Below are 16,671 nucleotides of genomic sequence, written 5' to 3' on the forward strand. Positions count from 1 at the left end.
AAACGGCGACTACTCGTCGTCGGCGTCGGCGATCAGAATGAGAGTTTCGAGAAAATCTTGACGCTTGGCCGGCGGCAGATTGGCCAGAAGCCGCGAGTCTGCGGCGGCGGCGCTCGGCTGCGCGTCACGCAACGCCTTGGCGCCCTGGGCGCTCAGCCTGACGGCATAGGCTCTGCCGTCGTCCTTGGCGCGGCGGCGCTGAATCAAGCCGCGGCTGAGCAACCGCGCGACGATGTCGGCCAGCGTCGACCGGTCGATGCCGGTCCGGTCGACGAGTTGGGTCTGCGTCAGACCCTCCTCGTTGGACACCACCAGCAGCACGGCATACTGCCGGGGCGTCAACGCGTTGGCCCCGGCTTCATCCGCGAAGATGTCGGCGGCACGCTGCCCCGCCCGATGCAGCAGATGCGCTGCCGAGCGATTGAGAGGATTTCCAGCCTTAACCATCATCCGCACGCTGCCAATCTCACGCAAAGCGTGTAGGCGAACTGAACTGCCTAGCGTTTTCGGGCCTTGCGGGCATTTCTTTTACAACCGGAAATCGCAATCAGCAAACGACTGGTTGAAAGATTGTCCTCGCGCGGCATTACTCGACATGACCAACGGGTCGAGGTGTCATATCGGAGGGAGCCGTTCCGCATACAAGCAGACGATCGGGGAATGATTGGCGATAACCTTAAGCAGACAAGCCTGCTACTTGGGGGCCTCATCTTCGGAGAGACCATAGCGTTGCATCAATGGGACCTGAGCCATGGCGAACAGGAAGGTAATCGGTAGGAAGCCGAACGCTTTGAAGCTGACCCAGGTGTCGGTCGAGAAGTTCCGCCACACGAACTCGTTGAGCACCGCCATGGCCAAGAAGAACACAGCCCAGCGTACGGTCAGCTTGCGCCAGCCTTCGTCGGTGAGGTTGAACACCGGGCCGAACAGCAGCTCGAGCACGGGCTTGCGCATGAGCAGGCCACCTAGGAGCAGCACCGCGAACATCGTGTAGACGATGGTCGGCTTGAGCTTGATGAAGGTGTCGTCGTGCAGATAGAGCGTGAGCCCCCCGAAGGCGAGCACGATCACCGCGCTGACCAGCGGCATCACCGGCACTTTGTGATAGCGCCACCAAGCGAAGCCGAGGGATAGCACGGTCGCCACCATGAAGGCGGCGGTGCCGGCATAGATCCCGGCGGCGGCATTCGTTCCGAAGAAGACGAGCAGCGGCCCGATTTCGATGATGAGCTTGGCGACGACGGACTGCGCCGGCTCGACCGGCTTGTTGTCCGCGGTCATCTTATCGCCGGCAGCCATATTGGCCGGCGGCTCCGTCTCAGGCTGCGGCTTCATTTTCACGTCCTGCCCCGGCGATGGCCCGGGCGAAATCATGGGCATCGAACGGCTCGAAATCCTCGATACCTTCGCCGATGCCGATGGCGTTGATGGGTAGCCCGAAGCGTTCGGCGATAGCCACGAGAATGCCGCCCCGCGCGGTGCCGTCGAGCTTGGTCACGACCAGGTTAGTCACCCCGGCGATCTCCTGGAAAATCTGCACCTGATTGATCGCGTTCTGCCCGGTGGTGGCGTCGAGCACCAGCACGACGCTGTGCGGCGCATTCGCGTCGAGCTTCTTCAACACGCGCACGATCTTGGCGAGCTCGTCCATGAGGTCGCCCTTGTTCTGTAGCCGCCCGGCCGTGTCGATAAGCAGCACGTCGCGCCCTTCGGCTTTGGCGCGCTCCAGCGCCTCATAGGCGACGCCGGCGGGATCGGCCCCCACATCCTTGGCGACCACCTCGGCGCCGACGCGGCCGCCCCAGATCTTGAGCTGATCGATGGCCGCGGCGCGGAACGTATCGGCGGCGGCGAGCATGACCCGCTTGCCGTCGTTATCGAACTGGTGCGCCAGCTTGCCGATGGTGGTGGTCTTGCCGGTGCCGTTGACGCCGACGACGAGGATCACGTGGGGCTTAGCGCTCGCCTCGAGCGTGAAGGCTTGCGCCACCGGCTCCAGCACGCGCGCCACCTCGGTGGCCAAGACGCTGCGCACGTCCTCCGCCGTCAGTCCTTTGTCGTAGCGGCCTTTGGAGATTGCTTCACGCACATGGTCTGCCATGGCCATGCCGAGATCGGCCCTGAGCAGCACCTCCTCCAGCTCGTCGAGCGTTTCCTCGTCGAGCTTCCGCTTGGTGAGCACGCCGGCGATATTTTCCGTGAGCGAGTTCGACGTACGGGAGAGGCCGGCTTTGAGCTGCGCGAACCAGCTCCGCTTGGACTCGGGCGGCGCGATCTTCTCGCTCACGATGCCGTCTCCGCCAGCAGCGCCGCGCCGTCGTCGCCGGAGACCACCGCGTCAATCAGGGCGCCGGCTTCCGCGCAAGTCTCGAGCTTGACCGGCGTGAAGTCCGCCGAGCGGCCATGGGCCTCGTTCTCCATGAGCACCTGGATACGCCGGCCGCGCGCGCCTTCGAGATGGTTCTTCAGTGCGGCGACGCCCTTGGCGCGCAGGTCGGCGGCGCGGCGCGTCACCACTGCGCCGTTCACCTGCGGCATCCGCGCGGCGGGCGTGCCCTCGCGCGCCGAGAAGGGGAACACATGCAGGAAGGTGAGGCCGCAATCGTCCACCAGCGACAGCGAGTTCGCGAACATCGCCTCGGTCTCGGTGGGGAAGCCGGCGATGATGTCGGCCGCGAACACCATGTCGGGACGCGCCTTGCGCATGGCTTCGCAGAATGCGACCGAGTCGGCGCGGGCATGGCGCCGCTTCATGCGCTTCAAGGTGAGATCGTCGCCCGCCTGTAGCGACAAATGCAGATGCGGCATCAGCCGCTCTTCCTCGGCGATCGCGGCGATCAGCGCCGGGTCGGCCTCGACGGAATCGATGGAGGAAATGCGCAAGCGGGGCAGCTCCGGCACGAGCTTGAGCACGGAGCGGACGAGCTTGCCGAGCGTCATGTCGCCGGGCAGGTCCGCGCCATAGGCCGTCATGTCGACGCCGGTCAGCACGATCTCGGCGTAGCCGTTCTCCACGAGGCGCCGGACTTGCGCCACCACCTCGCCCGCCGGCACCGAGCGCGAGTTGCCCCGCCCGAACGGGATGATGCAGAAGGTGCAGCGATGGTCGCAGCCGTTCTGGATCTGCACATAGGCCCGCGCGCGATTGCCGAAGCCCTCGATGAGATGACCGGCGGTCTCCGTCACCGACATGATGTCGTTGACCGCGACCTTCTCGGTGTCTTCGACACAAAGCCCTTGGAAGGTCCGGGCTTGCATCTTCTCTTGATTGCCGATGACGCGGTCGACCTCGTCCATGGCGGCGAAGCGGTCGGGATCGATCTGCGCCGCGCAGCCCGTCACCACCGATCTTGCGCCCGGCGCGTCGCGCCGCGCCTTGCGGATCGCTTGGCGCGCCTGGCGCACGGCTTCCGCCGTCACCGCGCAGGTGTTGACGATCACCGCGTCGCCGACGCCGGCGGCCTTCGCATGCTCGCGCATGACCTCGGACTCGTAGGCGTTGAGCCTGCAACCGAAGGTGATGATCTCGATATCCGACATAAGGCGGCTTCTAACACGAATTGCTGAAAGGAGTCAGACCCCTGCGCCCGCAAGCAGGCCTTCGGGCAAGGTGCCCTCGAAGTCGAGCGCATAAGGCCCGGTCATCAGCACATGGCCGTCCGCCTCGCGCCATTCGATGACGAGGTCGCCACCTGGGAGGCTCACTTTGACCTTGCGGCCGGTGAGCTCGCGCCGGATAGCCGCCACGGCGGAGGCGCAGGCCGCGGTGCCGCAGGCGCGCGTCAGCCCGGCGCCGCGCTCCCAGGTGCGGATCTTGAGATGTCCGGGCGACAGCACCTGCACCAGCGAGATATTGGCGCGCTCGGGAAACAGCGGGTGATGCTCCAGCATCGACCCGATCCGGCCGAGGTCGATCGCCTCGACGTCGTCCACGAAGAACAGCGCATGCGGGTTGCCCACATTGACCACGGCCGGCGAATGCATCACCGGGGCATCGATGGGCCCGGCCTGGAGCTCGATGCGGCGCGTGTCGTGGAACGGCTCGGCGAGCGGAATTTCGTTCCAGGCGAGCCGAGGCACGCCCATGTCGATGGTGACTTGGTTGTCGCTGCCGACCAGCGCGCCGAGCACCTGATCCTCGGTCTCGATGGAGACCTGAGGCCGGCCCTGCTCCGCCGCCACCAGCGCCGCCACGCAGCGCGCGGCGTTGCCGCAGGCCGCCACCTCGCCGCCGTCGGCGTTCCAGATGCGCATGAACACATCGGCCTTGGTCGACGGCTCCAGCGCCACGAGCTGATCGCAGCCGATGCCCTCTTTGCGGTCGGCGATGGCGCGGATGGCGTCGGGCACCAGCGCGAGCGCGTCCGCGCGGGCGTCCAGCACGACGAAGTCGTTGCCGAGCCCGTTCATCTTGCGAAAATTGCGGCGCCCGCATCCATGACCAACCGCTCCAAAATTCCGACGCCTCTATAGCACCGCGCCCGGAAAACATCAGTCTACGTCACCCGGACGCGCCGAGCTTGCGCGGGATCGCCAAGAAGGCGATCAGCGACAGCCCGGCAAAGCCCGCCCCGGCGAAGAAGGTCGCGGCCGGGCCGATCGTCTCCCACAGCACGCCAGCCAGAACGCTGGCCACCAGGGCGGCGAGCCCGGTGACGAGGCCGAATACGCCGAAGGCCGTGCCCCGGAGCCGCGACGGCGCGGCTTGCGCCACCAGCGCCGACAGCACCCCTTGCGTGAGCCCCATATGGAGGCCCCAGAGGGCGATGCCAAGGAAGACGGCGAAGAGCGACTGGCCGCGCGCCAGCAAGAGATCCGCGGCGATCAGCGCCACGAGGCCGGCGACGAGCAGCGGTCGCGCCCCGAACCGGTCCTGGAGACGCCCGGCCGATAGGCGGCGACCGCATAGACGAGGCTCATCAGCGCGATCACCGCCGGCGCCCAGGCGAGCCCCAGCCCCTGGTCGTGGGCGCGGATCACCAGGAAGCCTCGCTGAACCGGGCCAGCGTGAACACCGTGCCGGCGCCCACCACGAGCCAGTAGAAGCGGCCGAGCCGGGCGATCTCGGCCGCCTTGATCGGCACCCGCTCCTGCTTCGCCGTGGGCGGCGGCTCCTTCACTCCGAACACCAGAATGGCCACGGCGATGGCCGCCGGGATGACCGCGAACCACAGCACGGTGCGGATGTCGTCGTTGAAGGCGAGCATGAGCCCGATGGCCAAGACCGGCCCCACCGTCGCGCCGACCGTGTCGAGGGATTGGCGCAGGCCGAACGCGGCGCCCCGATTGGCGGGGTCGGTCACGTCGGCGACCAGCGCATCGCGCGGCGCTCCGCGAATGCCCTTGCCGATCCGGTCGAGGAAGCGCGCGACCGCCACGAGCCACACGGAGCTTGCAATCGGAAACAGCGGCTTGGTGATCGCCGCCAGGCCGTAGCCCGCCACGGCGAGTGCCTTGCGGCGGCCGAGCCGGTCGGACAGCCAGCCCGAGAAGACCCGGGTAATTGAGGCGGTCGCCTCGGCGATGCCCTCCACCAGGCCGAGCACCGCGGCGCTCGCGCCCAGGCTGACCATGAGGAACAGCGGCAGCAGCCCGTGGATCAGCTCCGAGGAGATGTCCATGAACAGCGACGTGAAGCCCAGCGCCCAGACCGTCTTTGGCAAATGGGGACTCTTGGGCAGGCGCAGGCGTTGGGTCTTGTCAGCGTTCAAACCGTCCCGCCGCTCTCGAGAAGTTGCGAAGCCTTCACTTATATGGCGTTCTCCTTCATCCTCGCATAGGCAAGGAGAGCCCCATGGTCTTCATCGCCGTTCCCAAGAACGACACGATCGGCGCCCTCGTTCCCCACACGCTGGAAGAGCCGATCGTGGGACGGAGCGAAGGCCCGCTTGCCGGCCTCACCTTCATGGTCAAGGACCTGTTCGCCATCAAGGGCCGCAAGGTTTCGAACGGCAATCCGGACTTCTATCACCATGCCACCCCGGCGGCCGAGACCGCCCCTGTCATCGCCCGCCTGCTGGACGCGGGCGCGAGCCTCATCGGCATCAATGTCTGCGACGAGTTCTTCTACAGCGTGCTCGGCACCAACGCCCATTACGGCCAGCCGATCAATGTCCGCGCCGGCAACCATGTGACCGGCGGCTCGTCCTGCGGCTCGGCGGCCGCGGTGGCCGCCGCCATGTGCGACTTCGCGCTCGGCACCGACACCGGCGGCTCGATCCGCGTGCCGGCGTCCTTCTGCGGACTCGTTGGCTTGCGCCCGACCTATGGCCGCATCGACACGCGCGGCGTCACCCCCATGGCCCCGAGCTACGACACGGTGGGCTTTCTTGCGCGCGACGCCAAGCTAGCCCGCAAGCTCGGCCAATTGCTGCTCGAAGGGGAATCCGTGACCGCGCCCATCACCAGGCTGATCCTCGCCCAGGACATCGTGGGTGAGTCCGAGGCGAGCATCGACCAAGCCATGTGGGATACGCTTGACAAGCTCTTGGGCGCGATCCCGAAACCCGAGCAAATGGAGATTGCCGGCGAGGACATCGTCGCCTGGCGCAAGGCCTTCGCCACCACCCAGGGCTTCGAGATCCAGTCGACCCTGCTGCCCTTCGTGCAGTCCCACAATGTGAACCTCGGCCCCGGCATCAAGGAGCGGTTCGAGATCGCCGCCGGGATCACCTTCGACGAGGCGGAATCGGCCCGCGCCGTCCGCGGCCAGGTCACGAAGCGCCTCAAGGAGATCGTCCAGCCGGGGACGGTCATCGTGCTGCCGACCACGCCCACCCTGCCGCCGGAGCGCGATATTCCCGACGGCGCGTCCTTCGCCGAGTTCCGCACGCAGACCCTGCAAAGCACCTGCCTTGCCGGCCATGCGGGCCTACCGCAGATCTCGATTCCCATGGGCAAGGCCTCGGGCTGCCCGGTGGGCCTCTCATTCATCGGCTGGGAGGGCGGCGACGAGACCCTGCTCGACCTCGCCGCGACGCTGGAACTCTTTATCCGCGCTTGACTTAAGGGCTCCCCTCGCCGACATTCCGCCCGAAATTCAAGGCAGCTCCTAATCCGAGCCGCCGCCCTGTGTGGGGTCTCCTCTTTGGCACCTCGCGCTCAAGTAGCGCGAAGCGCGGTAGCGCACCAAGGAGACTAGCCAGGGGGGTCAACACCCGTCAGCGCGATGCGCCCACGGGTGCGTTTTTGCTTTGCCGATCCTCATCTCGAGGAGGAGACGATGGTGACAGACCGCGACCGACGCCCCGCCGGCATCCTTGCCGCGCTCATCCTTGCCTGCCTGCCGGCGGCGAGCATCGCCCAGCAGAGCGCCGTGCCGGTCATCGCCGGCCAGAACCCGGGCTACGACGCCTGCGGCACGGTCGGCGTGGTTCGCGGCCTCGATCCGCAAGGCGGCGACGGCTTCCTCGCCGTGCGCGCCGGCCCCTCCTCCAACTACGCCATGCTGGACAAGGTCTATAACGGCTACCTGCTCAATATCTGCGATCAGCGCGGCCAGTGGCTCGGCGTCGTCTACTCCCATGAGACCCAGGACTGCGGCGTGGGCACGCCCTGGCCCCGCGCCGCCGCCTATAACGGCCCCTGCAACTCGGGCTGGGTCTTCCGCAAATATGTGGCGGACTACGCCGGCTGATGTTCGAGACCCTTTCAGACCGCCTCTCCGGCATTCTCGACAAGCTCACGCGCCGCGGCGCGCTAAGCGAGGCGGACGTGACCGAGGCCATGCGCGAGGTGCGCCGCGCTCTGATCGAGGCCGACGTGGCGCTCGACGTGGTGCGCTCATTCACCGACCGGGTGAAGCAGAAGGCGCTCGGCCAGGACGTGGTGCGTTCCATCACGCCGGGCCAGATGGTCATCAAGATCGTCAACGACGAGCTGGTGCGCATGCTGGGTTCCGATGCGCAAGGCATCGACCTCGCCGCCACGCCGCCCGTCGTCATGATGTTGGTCGGCCTGCAAGGCTCGGGCAAGACCACGACCACCGCCAAGCTCGCCAAGCGCCTCACCACCCGCGACAAGCAGAAGGTACTGATGGCCTCGCTCGATACGCGCCGTCCGGCGGCGCAAGAGCAGCTTCGCATTCTCGGCGAGCAGGCCGAGATCGCCACGCTGCCCATCGTCGAAGGCCAGAGCCCGACCGAGATCACCGCCCGCGCCATCAAGGCGGCGAAGCTCGGCGGCTACGACGTGCTGCTGCTCGACACCGCCGGCCGCACCCACATCGACGAGGCGCTCATGGCCGAGACCGCGGCCATCGAGAAGATCGCCCAGCCGCACGAGACGCTGCTCGTTGCCGATGCGCTGACCGGTCAGGACGCCGTCAATCTCGCCAAGAACTTCGGTGACCGCGTGTCGCTGACCGGCATCGTGCTCACCCGCGTCGACGGCGATGCGCGCGGCGGCGCGGCGCTGTCCATGCGCGCCGTCTCCGGCAAGCCCATCAAGCTGATCGCGTCGGCGAGAAGCTCGACGCGCTCGAGGAGTTTTATCCCGACCGTAATCGCCGGACGCATTCTCGGCATGGGCGACGTGGTCGGCCTCGTCGAGAAGGCGATGGAGACCGTCGAGCTCGACAAGGCCGAGGCGATGGCCAAGAAGGTCAAGAAGGGCTCCTTCGACCTTCAGGACCTCTCCGACCAGCTCTCGCAGATGCAGAAGCTCGGCGGCATGGGCGGCGTGCTCGGCATGCTCCCCGGCCTCGGCAAGGTGAAGAAGCAGATCGACGCCGCCAATCTCGACGACAGCGTGCTGAAGCGCCAGCAGGCGATCATCAGCTCGATGACCCGCGCCGAGCGCAAGACGCCGAAGCTGCTCAATGCCTCGCGCAAGAAGCGCGTGGCGGCGGGCTCCGGCACCTCCGTGCAGGACATCAACAAGCTGGTGAAGATGCACCGCCAGATGGCCGACATGATGAAGGCCATGGGCAAGAAGCGGGGCGTGCTTTCCGGGCTGTTCGGTGGCGGACCGCCGCCGGAGATGCCCGCCGATCTGCCGGCCGGCGCCGAGCTGCCGGCGAATTTCCCGGGCCTGCCGCCCGGCGGCTTCCCCGGAGGATTGCCCGGCCTGCCGGGACTGCCCGGCGGCGGGATGCCGCGCGGCCTCCCCGGCCTGCCGCAGAAGAAGAAACGTTGAGCCATTTTTTTTGAGATCGAACGACTAGGAGAACCAAAGCAATGTCACTGAAGATCAGACTGGCCCGTGCCGGCGCCAAGAAGCGGCCCTTCTACCGCATCGTCGTCGCCGACTCGCGCAGCCCCCGCGACGGCCGCTACATCGAGAAGATCGGCACGTTCAACCCGCTGCTGCCGCGCGACTCCGAAGAGCGCGTGACCTTCGACCAGGACCGCGCCAAGCATTGGCTGTCCAACGGCGCGCTGCCGACCGACCGCGTGCTCCGCTTCTTCGACGCCGCCGGCTTGATGAAGCGCGAGGCGCGCAATAATCCGGAGAAGGCCAAGCCCGGCAAGAAGCGCCTCGAGCGCGAGGAGGCCAAGAAGGCCGCCGACGAGGCAAAGGTCAAGGAAGCCGAGGACGCCAAGAAGGCTGCCGAAGAGGCCAAGGTCGCCGAAGACGCCGCCGCCAAGGACGCTGCTGCCGCCGCCGAGGAAGAGGCTTCCGTCGAGGCCGCCGATGAGGCGGTCGTGGAAGCGGCCGACGAAGCGGCCGCGCCCGCCGAGGGCGAAGCCGAGAAGGCTGCCGAGTAGTCTTGGGCCGAGTAGTCTTGGGCGAGCAAGACCGGGTGCTGGTTGGCGAGATCGGTGCGGCGCAAGGGCTGAAGGGCGAGGTTCGACTCCGCTCCTACACGCAAGCGCCGGCCGACATCGCCGGCTATGGCCCGCTCGAGGACGAGTCGGGCGCGAGGTCGATCGAGATCGAGCGCGTCCGCGTCACGCCCAAGGCGGTCATCGCCCGCATCAAGGGCGTGACCACCCGCGAGGCCGCCGAGGCGCTGACCCGCACCAAGCTCTATCTGCCCCGCGCCAAGATGCCGGCCGCCGAGGCGCCCGGGGCTGACGAGTGGTACGTCGCCGACCTGGTCGGGCTGAAGGCCGTGAGCCCGCAAGGCGACGAGATCGGCACCGTGGTCGCCATCCACAATTTCGGCGCCAGCGACATCGTCGAGGTGTCATCGGCGGCCGGTGGCGAGAACCTGCTGGTTGCCTTCACTGAGACGACGGTGCCCGAGGTCGACATCGAGGGCGGCCGCCTCGTTCTCGTACCGCCGGAGGAACTGGCGGAGTAAGGTCTACGCCATGACCATCCGCTTCTTTTCCAAGTCGGACCGCTACCGCGAGTTCTCGAACTTTGCGCCCTACCCGATCGAGGTGGACGGCGTGCTGTGGCCCACGGTCGAGCATTATTACCAGGCGCAGAAATTCGCCGACCCCGAGTTGCGGGAGCGGGCGCGCCAGATGCCGAAGGCCGCGGCGGTCAAAGGGCTCGCGCGCAAACACCAAGCGAAGATCAGGCCCGACTGGGACCGCATCAAGGACACGGTCATGGACCGCGCGTTGCGCGCCAAGTTCGCGCAGCATCGGGATTTGCGCGCGCTCCTGCTCGGCACCGGCGATGAGGCGATCGCCGAGGCCGCGCCCAAGGATTATTACTGGGGCATCGGCGAGAACGGCACCGGCCAGAACAAGCTCGGCGAGATGCTGATGCGGCTGCGCGTCGAGCTGCGCGGCAGCGCCACTACGCATCCTTCGAGCGAAGCGCCGCTCTTCGCCTGGCTCGGTCCGTTCGTGCGCTTCGCCGAATGGGGCACCGCGGGCTATGCGCGCAACATTCGCCGCCGGCTCACCATCGTCAACGTGATGGCCATGATGATCGCCGTCTCCTCGTTGGGCTATGCGGGCATGTTCGCCGTCTTCGGCGTCGACGAGTACTGGCCGCTGATCGTGGCCAACTTCCTCCTCGTTGCCGTGGCGCTGATGGCGCCGCTCGCTCATCGCTTCGGCGACGTGGCCGCGGCGCTGCTGATCTGCGCCGCCGAATACATGACGCTGTTCTTCTTCGTGCGCGAGCTCGGCCGCGACTCCGGCATCCAACTGAATTACATCGTGGTCGCCGCGGTCGCCTTCGCCATTTGCGGCATGGCCCATATCCGTCTCGTGGTGGGCGCGGTGGCGGTGGGGCTGGCGCTGCATCTCGCCGCCTGGTTCTTGTATCCGCCGGGGAGCGCGCGCATCGACGCCGATCCCTTCCTCTTGCACAATCTCTATGTCTCCTCGGCGGCGACCACCTTCACCATCATCGCGCTGATCGTCGGCTATGCCTTCACCATGGCCGACCGTGCCCGCGCCGAAGCCGACAGCCTGCTCGCCAACATCTTGCCCGAAGCCATCGCCGAGCGCTTGAAGGCGCGCCCGGGCGAGCGCGTCGCCGACGCCGTGCCGCAAGCCTCCGTGCTGTTCAGCGATCTCGTAGGCTTCACGGCGCTGGCCCAGGAGCTCGGCGCCGCCCGCACCGTCGCCATTCTCGATCACGTCGTCACCGAGTTCGACCGGCTGGCCGCCGCGCACGGCGTGGAGAAGATCAAGACCATCGGCGACGGCTATATGGCGGTGGCCGGCGTCAGCCAGCCGCAACACGACCATGTCCATCGCCTGGCGCGCATGGCGCTCGGCCTGCCGGGCCTGGTGGCGCGGCTGTCGGAGACCCATGGCGTCGTGCTCAAGATCCGCATCGGCATCGCCGGCGGCCCCGTCATGGCCGGCGTCATCGGCGCCGATAAATTCTCCTACGATGTGTGGGGCGAGACGGTGAACCTCGCCTCCCGGCTCGAGTCCCACGGGCTCCCCGGCGAGATCCAGGTGTCGGGCGCGGTGCGCGACGCCCTGGGAGACGGCTTCCTGTTCGAGGCGCGCGGGGAGATCGAGGTGAAGGGCGTCGGCCGGCTCGAGACCTGGCTGCTGAAGGAAGAGCGCGTGGCGAATCAAGGAGCCGCATCATGACCTGGCGGGCCGCGTCCTCACTCTCTACCCCGAGATGTTTCCGGGACCCTTGGGCTTGAGCCTTGCCGGCAAGGCCCTCGAGGACGGCACCTGGGCGCTTGAGACCTTCGACATCCGCTCCTTCGCCACCGACAAGCACCGCTCGGTGGACGACACCCCGGCCGGCGGCGGCGCCGGCATGGTCATGCGCGCCGATATCGCGGCTTTGGCCATCGATGCCGGACGGGCGGACGCCGCACCCGGAACGCCGACACTTTATCTATCGCCGCGCGGCGCGCCGCTGACACAAGCTCGCGCCCATGAGCTGGCGGAAGGTCCGGGCGTCGTCCTGCTCTGCGGCCGTTTCGAGGGCGTGGACGAGCGCGTGCTCGCGGCCCGCGGCGTGGAGGAGATCTCCATCGGCGATTATGTGCTGTCCGGCGGCGAGCTGGCGGCGCAAGTGTTGATCGACGCCTGCGTGCGCCTGCTGCCGGGCGTCGCCGGCAACGAGGTCTCGCTCGCCGAGGAGAGCTTCGCCTCGGGGCTCCTGGAATATCCCCACTATACGCGGCCCCGGGAGTGGGAAGGCCGCGCCATCCCCGAGGTGCTGCTCTCCGGCGACCACGAGAAGATCGCCAAATGGCGGCGCGACCAGGCGGAAGCGATCACCAAGGCCCGCCGTCCCGACCTTTGGGAGCGCTACGGCAAGCCGAAATCTTGATCGAAGTCAGTGCCCTGAGGGTCGCCGGGCGCTAAGCGGAGCCAAGGATCACGCAAGGAGATTCCCGCATGAAGAGCCTGATGGTGCTGGCCGCGGTTGCGACGTTCGGCCTCTCCGGCGACGCGACCGCCCAAGACGCGGACATCGCCGCCGGCAAGGCCTATGCGGCCGAGATCTGCGCCGCCTGCCATGCGGTCCAGCAGGGTGAGATGATGTCGCCGCTGATGGAGGCACCCGCCTTCCAGGAGGTGGCCGACACCCCGGGCATGACCGAGCTGGCCCTTTCGGTGTGGCTGCAAAGCTCCCACCCCACCATGCCCAATATCGTGCTGGAGCAGGACGATCTGCGGAACGTCGTGGCCTATATCCACAGCCTCAAGGGCAAAGGGTAAACGGCGAGTTGGGCTGGTTTTTCACCCGAAATCCGTCGACAAGCCGGGAAAGCTAGGGTAGGAAACCCTCGCTGGTTGTGGGCTCTAGGCCCGTTCCCCGCATTTCTGGATCAATCAAAAAGAATGGCGTTCGTCCGATGGCCGTCAAAGGCCGTGAGCAGGCGCCCGTGAAAGGTTACAGCTATGAATATCATCGAGGAACTCGAGAAAGAGCAGCTCGCCGAGCGCACCTCCAAGCGCAGCGTGCCCCAGTTCGGCCCCGGCGACACCGTCCGTGTCAACGTCAAGGTCGTGGAAGGCGAGCGTTCCCGCGTGCAGGCCTATGAGGGCGTGTGCATCGGCCGCTCCGGCGGCGGCATCAACGAGAATTTCACCGTCCGCAAGATTTCCTATGGCGAGGGCGTCGAGCGCGTCTTCCCGATCCATTCGCCGCTGATCGATTCCATCGATGTGATCCGCCACGGCCGCGTCCGCCGCGCCAAACTCTATTATCTGCGTGGCCGCCGCGGCAAGTCGGCGCGTATTCCGGAGCGCCAGGACACCCGCGGCAAGAAGAAGTCCGGCCTCAAGGGCTTCAAGAAGCCCGCTGGCGCGCCCGACGATCTCAAGCTCATTCCCGGCGTCACCGAGGACATCGAGAAGAAGCTGAACAAGCTCGGCCTCATTAAGTTCGAGCAGATCGCCAATCTCACCGACGACGAGATCGCCGGCATCGACGATCAGCTGAGCCTCGGCGGCGCCATCGAGAGCGGCGACTGGGTCGCCAAGGCGGTGGCTCTGATGGCCGAGACCACGGCCGACGAGGTTCCCGCCGGTGACGAAGGCGAGGCCCCGGCCGAAGGCGAAGCCGAGAAGAAATAGCGGATTTCCGCCTCTTCTGCTGTTTTCGTCATGCCGGGCTTGTCCCGGCCATCCACGCTTTCTTATCGGGCTTGGCCCCAAATCGTGGAATGACGCCCGGTTGGCAAAGGCCCCTTCAGTCGCTATCTGACGCTTAGAAATCTGGGATTCTGAGAAACCGACAATGGCGAAGCCCCGCACCCTGTACGACAAGATCTGGGACGAGCATCTGGTCCATGAGGCGCCCGACGGCACCTGCCTCATCTATATCGACCGGCATCTCGTCCATGAGGTGACGAGCCCGCAGGCCTTCGAGGGCCTGCGCATGGCCGGCCGGAAAGTGCGCAGCCCGGAGAAGACGCTGGCCGTGGTCGACCATAACGTGCCGACCACCGACCGCTCCAAGGGCATCGACGATCCGGAGTCGAAGATCCAGATCGACGCGCTGGCTCAGAACGCCAAGGATTTCGGCGTCGAGTATTATCACGAGCGCGACAAGCGTCAGGGCATCGTCCACGTGGTCGGGCCAGAGCAGGGCTTCACCCTGCCCGGCACCACCATCGTCTGCGGCGACAGCCACACCTCGACCCATGGCGCCTTTGGTGCGCTGGCCCACGGCATCGGCACCTCGGAGGTGGAGCATGTGCTCGCCACCCAGACGCTGATCCAACAGAAGGCCAAGAACATGCGCGTGCGCGTCGACGGCAAGCTGCCCGAGGGCGTCACCGCCAAGGACATCATCCTCGCCATCATCGGCGAGATCGGCACCGCCGGCGGCACCGGCCATGTCATCGAATATGCCGGCGAGGCGATCGAGGCGCTGTCCATGGAAGGGCGAATGACGATCTGCAACATGTCGATCGAGGGCGGCGCCCGGGCCGGCTTGATCGCGCCCGACCAGAAGACCTTCGACTACATCAAGGGCCGCCCGCGCGCGCCCAAGGCCGGCCAGTTCGAGCTGGCGAAGGCGCATTGGGAGACACTGTTCTCCGATCCGGACGCCCATTTCGACAAAGAGATCGTGCTGCATGCCGAGCAGCTGCCGCCCATCGTCTCCTGGGGCACGAGCCCCGAGCAGGTGGTGTCGGTCGCCGGCCGCGTGCCGGTTCCTGGCGACATCACCGACGAGTCGAAGCGGAAAGCCGCGATCCGCGCGCTCGACTATATGGGCCTCAAGGGCGGCGAGAAGATCACCGACATCGCGCTCGACCGCATCTTCATCGGCTCCTGCACCAATGGCCGCATCGAGGATTTGCGCGCCGTGGCGAAGATCGTCGAAGGCAAGCACGTCAACGAGAACCTGAACGCCATGATCGTGCCGGGCTCGGGTCTGGTGAAGGCGCAAGCCGAGGAAGAAGGTCTCGACAAGATCTTCCTGGAGGCGGGCTTCGAATGGCGCGAGCCGGGCTGCTCCATGTGCCTGGCCATGAACCCCGACAAATTGGCGCCGGGCGAGCGGTGCGCGTCCACCTCGAACCGCAACTTCGAGGGCCGCCAGGGCCGCTTGGGACGCACCCATCTGGTGTCGCCGCAAATGGCCGCCGCCGCGGCCATCGCCGGACATTTCGTCGACATCCGCGAGATGCACTAGGCGCACGCACGCCGGAAGGGTGCAACGCCATGAGCTCCCTCGTTCAGAAGAAATTCGGTGAAGCCGCCGCCGACTACGCGGCCTCCGCTGTGCACGCCACCGGCCCGTCGCTCGCCCGGCTCGTTGAGCTGATCGAGACCAAGCCAACCTGGCGCGTGCTCGACATCGCCACCGGCGCCGGCCACACCGCGCTCGCCTTCGCGCCCCAAGTGGCCAAGGTCACCGCCAGCGACATCACGCCCGAGATGCTGCAACAGGCGCGGAAGCTCGCCAAGGAGCGGGGCTTGAACAACGTCGTCGCCGCGCAAGCGCAAGCCGGCGACCTCCCCTTCCCCGATACCAGCTATCACTTGGTGACGTGCCGGCTCGCGGCCCATCACTTTCCCGATCCGCAAAGCTTCGTGCGCGAGGCGCGCGCGTGCTCATCCCCGGCGGCATCTTCGCGCTCGTCGACAATGTCTCGCCGGAGGACGCGGACCTCGCCGCCCGCTACAACAGCTTCGAGAAGCTGCGCGATCCGAGCCATGGCCGCGCGCTCGGCCTTGGTGAGTGGCAGTCCCTCATCCGCGCGGCCGGGCTGACGCCAACCGCGAGCGAGGTCATGGATCAGGACATTCCGTTCAATCCCTGGGTGGAGCGCATGCGCTGCACGCCCACGACGATCGCGCGCCTGAAAGACCTGCTCCAGCAGGAGCCCTTGCGGGCCTATTTGCGCCCCCGCGAGACGGAAGACGGTCTCACCTTCACCTTGCGCGAGGCGATCCTCACCGCGGCGAAGCCGCGCGGCTAACGCTCGGCCTGCTTCCGCCGCGCCCGCTTGTTCGCCTTGCGGTCCAGCTTCGGCGCGGTCGCCGCGTCCGGGTCCTTCGGGAAGGGGTAAGTCTCGCCCACCCATTTCGGATCGGCGAAATAGCTCTTCGGCTGCATGCGCGACAGCACGTCTGGCAGCGATTGGCCGGCGCACCAGGCGTTCCAATCGCCGCAAGCGGGGCGGCACCAATTATTCCAGGCGCCGCAATCCTTCGCCGTCGCGTCAGGCGCCGGCGCGCTCGCGGCAAGCAAGAGACCGGCGCCAAAAACCAGGAGCGGGCCCGTACGGTTCGTCATGGATTTGAGTCTAGCACGCCCGCCGGCGCGCAAGGGTTTCCGAATTTGGACTATCCCGCCGGCAGCGTGCTCGGCTAAACAGAC

At 66.9% G+C, this 16,671-nt stretch carries 16 protein-coding genes and 3 pseudogenes; 12 read left to right on the forward strand and 7 right to left on the reverse strand.

Features of this window, described 5'->3' with window-relative positions:
• Nucleotides 1-9: 9 nt before the first annotated feature.
• From AUC69_RS13305 to AUC69_RS13330, 6 genes and pseudogenes are all read right to left on the reverse strand, one after another.
• The gene (locus AUC69_RS13305; protein WP_244500268.1) at nt 10-450 is read right to left on the reverse strand and encodes a MarR family winged helix-turn-helix transcriptional regulator; all 441 of its coding nucleotides are present in this window, start codon (nt 448-450) and stop codon (nt 10-12) included.
• A 243-nt stretch (nt 451-693) separates the two neighbouring features.
• Complete coding sequence (locus AUC69_RS13310; RefSeq protein ID WP_425283545.1) at nt 694-1,335, reverse strand: septation protein A; 642 nt, start codon at nt 1,333-1,335, stop codon at nt 694-696.
• Nucleotides 1,319-2,287 (reverse strand): signal recognition particle-docking protein FtsY, encoded by a 969-nt coding sequence (gene ftsY, locus AUC69_RS13315; protein ID WP_069442575.1) that lies wholly within the window; start codon nt 2,285-2,287, stop codon nt 1,319-1,321. The genes AUC69_RS13310 and ftsY overlap by 17 nt, the downstream gene beginning before the upstream one ends.
• A complete protein-coding gene (mtaB, locus tag AUC69_RS13320) occupies nt 2,284-3,540 on the reverse strand; it encodes a tRNA (N(6)-L-threonylcarbamoyladenosine(37)-C(2))-methylthiotransferase MtaB (RefSeq protein WP_069442576.1) in 1,257 nt (418 codons plus the stop codon). Before mtaB ends, ftsY begins: the two co-directional genes overlap by 4 nt.
• A 33-nt stretch (nt 3,541-3,573) precedes the next feature.
• The gene (dapF, locus tag AUC69_RS13325) at nt 3,574-4,410 is read right to left on the reverse strand and encodes a diaminopimelate epimerase (RefSeq protein ID WP_069442577.1); all 837 of its coding nucleotides are present in this window, start codon (nt 4,408-4,410) and stop codon (nt 3,574-3,576) included.
• Nucleotides 4,411-4,501: 91 nt separating this feature from the next.
• Nucleotides 4,502-5,621, reverse strand: a pseudogene (locus tag AUC69_RS13330) (MFS transporter).
• A gap of 173 nt (nt 5,622-5,794) precedes the next feature.
• Between AUC69_RS13330 and AUC69_RS13335 the strand changes: the two are divergent.
• The 12 genes and pseudogenes from AUC69_RS13335 (at nt 5,795) to AUC69_RS18745 (ending at nt 16,270) form a co-directional block, all read left to right on the forward strand.
• Nucleotides 5,795-7,003: an amidase gene (locus AUC69_RS13335; RefSeq protein ID WP_069442578.1), complete on the forward strand. Its 1,209-nt coding sequence runs from the start codon at nt 5,795-5,797 to the stop codon at nt 7,001-7,003.
• Between the two features lie 219 nt (nt 7,004-7,222).
• Complete coding sequence (locus AUC69_RS13340; RefSeq protein WP_069442579.1) at nt 7,223-7,636, forward strand: SH3 domain-containing protein; 414 nt, start codon at nt 7,223-7,225, stop codon at nt 7,634-7,636.
• Nucleotides 7,636-9,135: a signal recognition particle protein gene (gene ffh / locus AUC69_RS13345; RefSeq protein WP_069442580.1), complete on the forward strand. Its 1,500-nt coding sequence runs from the start codon at nt 7,636-7,638 to the stop codon at nt 9,133-9,135. The genes AUC69_RS13340 and ffh overlap by 1 nt, the downstream gene beginning before the upstream one ends.
• A 41-nt stretch (nt 9,136-9,176) precedes the next feature.
• Nucleotides 9,177-9,707, forward strand: coding sequence for a 30S ribosomal protein S16 (gene rpsP, locus AUC69_RS13350; protein WP_069442581.1), 531 nt, complete (start codon nt 9,177-9,179; stop codon nt 9,705-9,707).
• 17 nt (nt 9,708-9,724) lie between these two features.
• Complete coding sequence (rimM, locus tag AUC69_RS13355; RefSeq protein WP_069442582.1) at nt 9,725-10,246, forward strand: ribosome maturation factor RimM; 522 nt, start codon at nt 9,725-9,727, stop codon at nt 10,244-10,246.
• Between the two features lie 10 nt (nt 10,247-10,256).
• Nucleotides 10,257-11,957: a riboflavin biosynthesis intermediates N-glycosidase gene (locus tag AUC69_RS13360; protein ID WP_083239448.1), complete on the forward strand. Its 1,701-nt coding sequence runs from the start codon at nt 10,257-10,259 to the stop codon at nt 11,955-11,957.
• Nucleotides 11,954-12,657, forward strand: a pseudogene (trmD, locus tag AUC69_RS13365) (tRNA (guanosine(37)-N1)-methyltransferase TrmD). The gene AUC69_RS13360 and the pseudogene trmD overlap by 4 nt, the downstream one beginning before the upstream one ends.
• A gap of 68 nt (nt 12,658-12,725) precedes the next feature.
• Nucleotides 12,726-13,049: a c-type cytochrome gene (locus AUC69_RS13370; protein ID WP_244500260.1), complete on the forward strand. Its 324-nt coding sequence runs from the start codon at nt 12,726-12,728 to the stop codon at nt 13,047-13,049.
• 183 nt (nt 13,050-13,232) lie between these two features.
• Nucleotides 13,233-13,595: pseudogene (gene rplS / locus AUC69_RS18740) on the forward strand (50S ribosomal protein L19); the annotation flags it as partial.
• A 478-nt stretch (nt 13,596-14,073) separates the two neighbouring features.
• Nucleotides 14,074-15,480 (forward strand): 3-isopropylmalate dehydratase large subunit, encoded by a 1,407-nt coding sequence (gene leuC / locus AUC69_RS13380; RefSeq protein ID WP_069442585.1) that lies wholly within the window; start codon nt 14,074-14,076, stop codon nt 15,478-15,480.
• A 29-nt stretch (nt 15,481-15,509) separates the two neighbouring features.
• Nucleotides 15,510-16,061 (forward strand): class I SAM-dependent methyltransferase, encoded by a 552-nt coding sequence (locus tag AUC69_RS13385; RefSeq protein ID WP_244500261.1) that lies wholly within the window; start codon nt 15,510-15,512, stop codon nt 16,059-16,061.
• Between the two features lie 20 nt (nt 16,062-16,081).
• Nucleotides 16,082-16,270 (forward strand): hypothetical protein, encoded by a 189-nt coding sequence (locus AUC69_RS18745; protein WP_244500262.1) that lies wholly within the window; start codon nt 16,082-16,084, stop codon nt 16,268-16,270.
• Here AUC69_RS18745 and AUC69_RS13390 read toward each other — a convergent pair.
• Complete coding sequence (locus AUC69_RS13390; protein ID WP_069442586.1) at nt 16,267-16,587, reverse strand: hypothetical protein; 321 nt, start codon at nt 16,585-16,587, stop codon at nt 16,267-16,269. The two genes, AUC69_RS18745 and AUC69_RS13390, sit on opposite strands and share 4 nt — an antisense overlap.
• Between the last annotated feature and the right edge of the window lie 84 nt (nt 16,588-16,671).

Source organism: Methyloceanibacter superfactus (assembly GCF_001723305.1).
Lineage (GTDB): Bacteria > Pseudomonadota > Alphaproteobacteria > Rhizobiales > Methyloligellaceae > Methyloceanibacter > Methyloceanibacter superfactus.